At 66.1% G+C, this 4,261-nt stretch carries 6 protein-coding genes; 3 read left to right on the top strand and 3 right to left on the bottom strand.

Annotated features, from left to right (window positions below):
• From AB4Y84_RS14750 to AB4Y84_RS14740, 3 genes are all read left to right on the top strand, one after another.
• Positions 1-862 (top strand): FumA C-terminus/TtdB family hydratase beta subunit (locus AB4Y84_RS14750; RefSeq protein WP_442250350.1); only part of this gene is annotated, 862 nt, incomplete at its 5' end.
• 208 nt (positions 863-1,070) lie between these two features.
• Positions 1,071-1,415: a hypothetical protein gene (locus tag AB4Y84_RS14745; RefSeq protein WP_442244308.1), complete on the top strand. Its 345-nt coding sequence runs from the start codon at positions 1,071-1,073 to the stop codon at positions 1,413-1,415.
• 53 nt (positions 1,416-1,468) lie between these two features.
• Positions 1,469-2,104, top strand: a complete 636-nt coding sequence (locus AB4Y84_RS14740) for a glutathione S-transferase family protein (protein WP_442244309.1) — start codon at positions 1,469-1,471, stop codon at positions 2,102-2,104.
• 49 nt (positions 2,105-2,153) lie between these two features.
• Here the strand turns inward: AB4Y84_RS14740 and arsC are convergent, their stop codons facing one another.
• The 3 genes from arsC to AB4Y84_RS14725 form a co-directional block, all read right to left on the bottom strand.
• Positions 2,154-2,495, bottom strand: a complete 342-nt coding sequence (arsC, locus tag AB4Y84_RS14735; RefSeq protein WP_032978833.1) for an arsenate reductase (glutaredoxin) — start codon at positions 2,493-2,495, stop codon at positions 2,154-2,156.
• Positions 2,495-3,649 (bottom strand): phospholipase A, encoded by a 1,155-nt coding sequence (locus AB4Y84_RS14730; protein WP_032951931.1) that lies wholly within the window; start codon positions 3,647-3,649, stop codon positions 2,495-2,497. The genes arsC and AB4Y84_RS14730 overlap by 1 nt, the downstream gene beginning before the upstream one ends.
• Before the next feature lie 122 nt (positions 3,650-3,771).
• Complete coding sequence (locus tag AB4Y84_RS14725) at positions 3,772-4,257, bottom strand: DUF456 domain-containing protein (RefSeq protein ID WP_033831531.1); 486 nt, start codon at positions 4,255-4,257, stop codon at positions 3,772-3,774.
• Positions 4,258-4,261 lie beyond the last annotated feature (4 nt).

Raw genomic sequence — 4,261 nt, 5'->3', positions numbered from 1 at the left:
GGCCCGTGGTGCGTCCAACCGCATCGAGGAACTGCGTCTGGAGCTGTACGAGAAGGTCAACGCACTGGGTATCGGTGCGCAGGGCCTGGGTGGCCTGACCACCGTGCTCGACATCAAGATCAACGACTACCCGACCCACGCGGCCAACCTGCCGGTGGCGATGATCCCGAACTGCGCCGCCACCCGCCATGCGCACTTCACCCTGGATGGCAGCGGCCCGGTGATGCTGGACCCGCCGTCGCTGGAAGACTGGCCGAAGCTGACCTACGACGCGTCCAAGGGCACCCGCGTGGACCTGGACACGATCACCCCGGAAGACGTGGCCAGCTGGAAGCCGGGCCAGACCCTGCTGCTCAACGGCAAGCTGCTGACCGGCCGCGATGCCGCGCACAAGCGCATGGTCGACATGCTCAACAAGGGCGAGGAACTGCCGGTCGATCTGAAGGGGCGCTTCATCTACTACGTCGGCCCGGTCGATCCGGTGCGCGACGAAGTGGTAGGCCCGGCCGGTCCGACCACCGCCACCCGCATGGACAAGTTCACCGAGCAGGTGCTGGCACAGACCGGCCTGCTGGGCATGGTCGGCAAGGCCGAGCGCGGTCCGGCCGCGATCGAGGCCATCAAGAAGCACAAGTCGGCCTACCTGATGGCCGTCGGTGGGTCGGCTTATCTGGTGTCGAAGGCAATCAAGGCTGCCAAGGTCGTCGGCTTTGCGGACCTGGGCATGGAAGCGATCTACGAGTTCACCGTGGAAGACATGCCGGTGACCGTGGCCGTCGATTCCACGGGCGAGTCGGTGCACAAGACCGGCCCGCGCGAGTGGCAGGCCCGCATCGGCAAGATTCCTGTCGTGGTGGAGTGATCGGCGCGGCGTCGACCACGCCTGTCCGATTGCAGAACGGCGCCCGGGTGGCGCCGTTCTTCGTTTAACGATTGCAACCGCGCGGCTTTGCTAGGGTGTGCGCGTTGCCAGGCAAGGGAAGCTGTTTGTGCGTCAAGGAATACGCATTTTTTTCGCCGCAGTCGCCCTTGCCTGGCAGTCTTCCGGTCTATTGAACAAGGAGCGTCCTGTGAACCTGTTGCGTAGCCTTTCCTTTGTCACCCTGCTGTTTCTGGCCGGCTGCAGTACATCGTCTTCGTCGTATGGCGGTGGCGGCGGCTTCAGCGCCGGTGCCCAGTGCCAGATGCAGTGCCAGGCCAGCTATCGCAGCTGCATGGCCGAAGACCAGGGAATCGGCAGCCGCCAGTCCAGTTGCGAGCAACAGGTGGCACCGACGCCGGACAAACGCTGCAAGGACATCGAGCATCCTGAACTGCGTCGTTCCTGCGAGTTGAAGGCGCACGACTGTGCGCTGCGGGCGCCGATGATGGGCTGCGGCGAGCGTCGTGATACCTGCATGAGCACCTGCGGCTGACCACGCCGGTGACAGCGCGCATAATCAGCGGTTCCCCGCCCAGGACAGGTCCTATGCGCACCACCTTGTATGGTTCCACCAGCACCGCCTCGCTGGTGGTGCATTGGCTGCTGATCGAGCTCGGCATCGAGCACGAACTGATGCTGCTCGATTTCGAAACGCGCGAGCACAAATCAGCTGGCTACCTGGCGCTCAATCCGGCGGGCAGGGTGCCGACCCTGTTGATCGACGGCCAGGTACTGACCGAGGCGGCCGCGATCGCGCTGTATCTGGCAGACCGTCATCCGCAGGCAGGGTTGTTGCCTGCCGTCGGCACGCCGGAACGCGGCGAGGCCTATCGCTGGATGTTCTGGTGCGCCAACACCGTGCAGCCGGCCTACCGCGCCTGGTTCTATCCGCATGAAGCAGCGGGTGGCGAGTGCATCGAGGCCGTGCGTACGATGGCACGGCAGCAGCTGGAGGCGGCCTGGCAGCACGTTGCCACACACCTGCAGGACGGCGGTCCCTACCTGCTCGGCGATGCGCCGGGCGTGGTCGATTTCATGCTGGTGATGTTGATGCGCTGGTCACGCAACATGCCCACGCCCAGCGACCACTGGCCGGTGCTGAAGGCGTATGCGGATCGCCTGAAGGCGCGCCCGGCGTTCGCCGAGGTCTATCGCCGCGAAGGCATCACCGACTGGCGGTAACCCGTTCTGTAGAGCCGAGCCATGCTCGGCTCTACCAAAGCGGGGCGGGTTACAGGATCTCCAGCACCGTTTCCGGGGGCCGGCACAGGCGGGTACCCTTCGCGGTGCGTACCACCGGGCGGTTGATCAGCCGTGGGTGGGTGGCCATCGCGGCCAGCAGGGCGTCGTCATCGCTTCCCTGCAGGCCCAGGGCGGCAAACTCGGGTTCCTTGCTGCGCACCAGTCCGGTCGCGGCCAGGCCGGATTCGGCCAGTACCTGGCGCAGCGTGGCCACGTCGGGCGGGCTGCCGAGATAGTCGATCACCACCGGTTCGAAGCCGGCGTCGCGGATCAGCTGGAGCGCCCCGCGCGAGTTGCTGCACGCGGGGTTGTGCCAGATCGTCACATCCATCAGAACCACTCCAGCAGGGACACGCCCACGCCGACGTAGGTCGCCTTGTGGTTGTAATCGATCAGGCTCTCGCCATAGCCGTCGAAGATCTGCACATGGCCGCGCAGCAGGTTGCTGATCGGGAAGCCGTAGTCCAGCTGCAGCGCACCGTGCGAGCGGTCACCGGTGCGCAACGAGTGGCGCGCCATCAACGAGACCTCGTGACCCTTGTGGTTCCAGGTCAGGGTCGCGTCGCCGCGGCCCATGTAGTCCTCGATGTCCGGGTTGTTGTCGTCGCTGCGGGTCTCGGGAATGCGGTACCAGGGGCGCAGCACCAGTGCCCAGTTCTCGCGGTCGAGGCCGACGTTGAGGATCACCCGGTTCCAGCTGCGCGACAGCGGATCGGCACGGCCGTTGGACTGGTGGTTGAGGCTGATGCCGGTCATCCGCCCACGCCAGCCACCGATCGAGTAGCCGTTGCGGAACACCATCATCACTTCCGGCTCGTAGTTGGTCTCGCGGAACGGGCGCGAGTCCTCGCCGTTGTAGGCCTGCCAGCGCGAACTCTGGGTGTAGCCAGCCCAGATGTCGCCGTTGTCGCCGAACAGGTTCTCGGCGATCTTGGTCTTGAAGCTGATCTGGAACTTCAGCTCGGCGCTGTCCAGCACCTGCGGGGTGGTCACGCTGTTGGCCGGGTTCGGCGAGTGCGGCATGGTGTTGCGGTCGCTGGTCCAGAATGCTGGCAGCAGGTAGACAGGCTTGTACGCGCGCAGCTGGAACGGGCCCAGCTTGGAGTCCTCGGCCAGTTCCCAGCGGCTGTCCAGCAGCGAACCGCGGCCGGCATTGGCAAGTGCGCTGTCCGGCGCTTCGGACCGGAACAGATCGCTGACACGCTCGCGCAGCTTCTCCTCGCCCTGGCTCACCCGCGTGGTGTCGCGCTGCTCGCGACGTGCCTGTGCGGCGGCTTCGGCGGCCGCATCAGCTTCGGCGGTGGCCTGAGGCGTGCGCCCGAACTGGCGGTCGTAGCAGGCCAGACGGGCAGCATCGGTCGTGATGGCCGCGCAGGCGGCCGGCGAGGCTTCGGCGCTGGGCGCGAATTCCTGGGCAGCCACAGGCGCGCTGGCCAGGGCCAACGCCAGCGGTGCAAGGCGGGGAAACAACGGAGAGAGGGTCATTGCAGCAGGCCCTTCGGAATGAATGCGGAAAGAGGGACAGTGTGGCGGCTGCATCCGGTAACGGCCAGCCCCACGGGTTTATGCCCGGCGTGTGCGTGCGCGCTGCGTGAAGGCCGCATGCTTCACAGGAACCAGGCGAAGGCGAACAGGCCCAGCATCGCGATCACCAGCGCCAGCTTCAGCGCCAGGCCCAGCAGGATGCCAAGCCAGGTGGCCAGCCCGACCTTGGTCGAGCGGCCGAGCTCGCGGGTATGCCAGTACTCGCCCAGCAGCGCGCCCAGCAACGGCCCTGCGAACAATCCGATCGGCATGAAGAACAGGCCGACGATGCTGCCGATGAAGGTGCCCCAGAGCGCTTTGCGGCTGGCGCCCACGCGCTTGGCGCCAACTACGGTCGCCAGCACGTCGACCAGCAGCGACAGCGCGGTCAGCACGCCGAGGATCAGCAGAGTGGGCCAGCCGACATGGACGAACCCGTCTGCCCAGGCCGCCAGCACCAGCCCGATGAAGACCAGTGGGATGCCCGGCAGGGCCGGCAGGACGATGCCGGCGATGCCGATGAGGACAAAAATGACCGCTAGCAGATACAAGATGAATGAGAGGTCCATGCCT

Origin of the sequence: Stenotrophomonas sp. 2YAF22 (assembly GCF_052114665.1) — a bacterium.
Lineage (GTDB): Bacteria > Pseudomonadota > Gammaproteobacteria > Xanthomonadales > Xanthomonadaceae > Stenotrophomonas > Stenotrophomonas indicatrix.
This window is presented reverse-complemented; position numbering and strand designations above follow the sequence as displayed.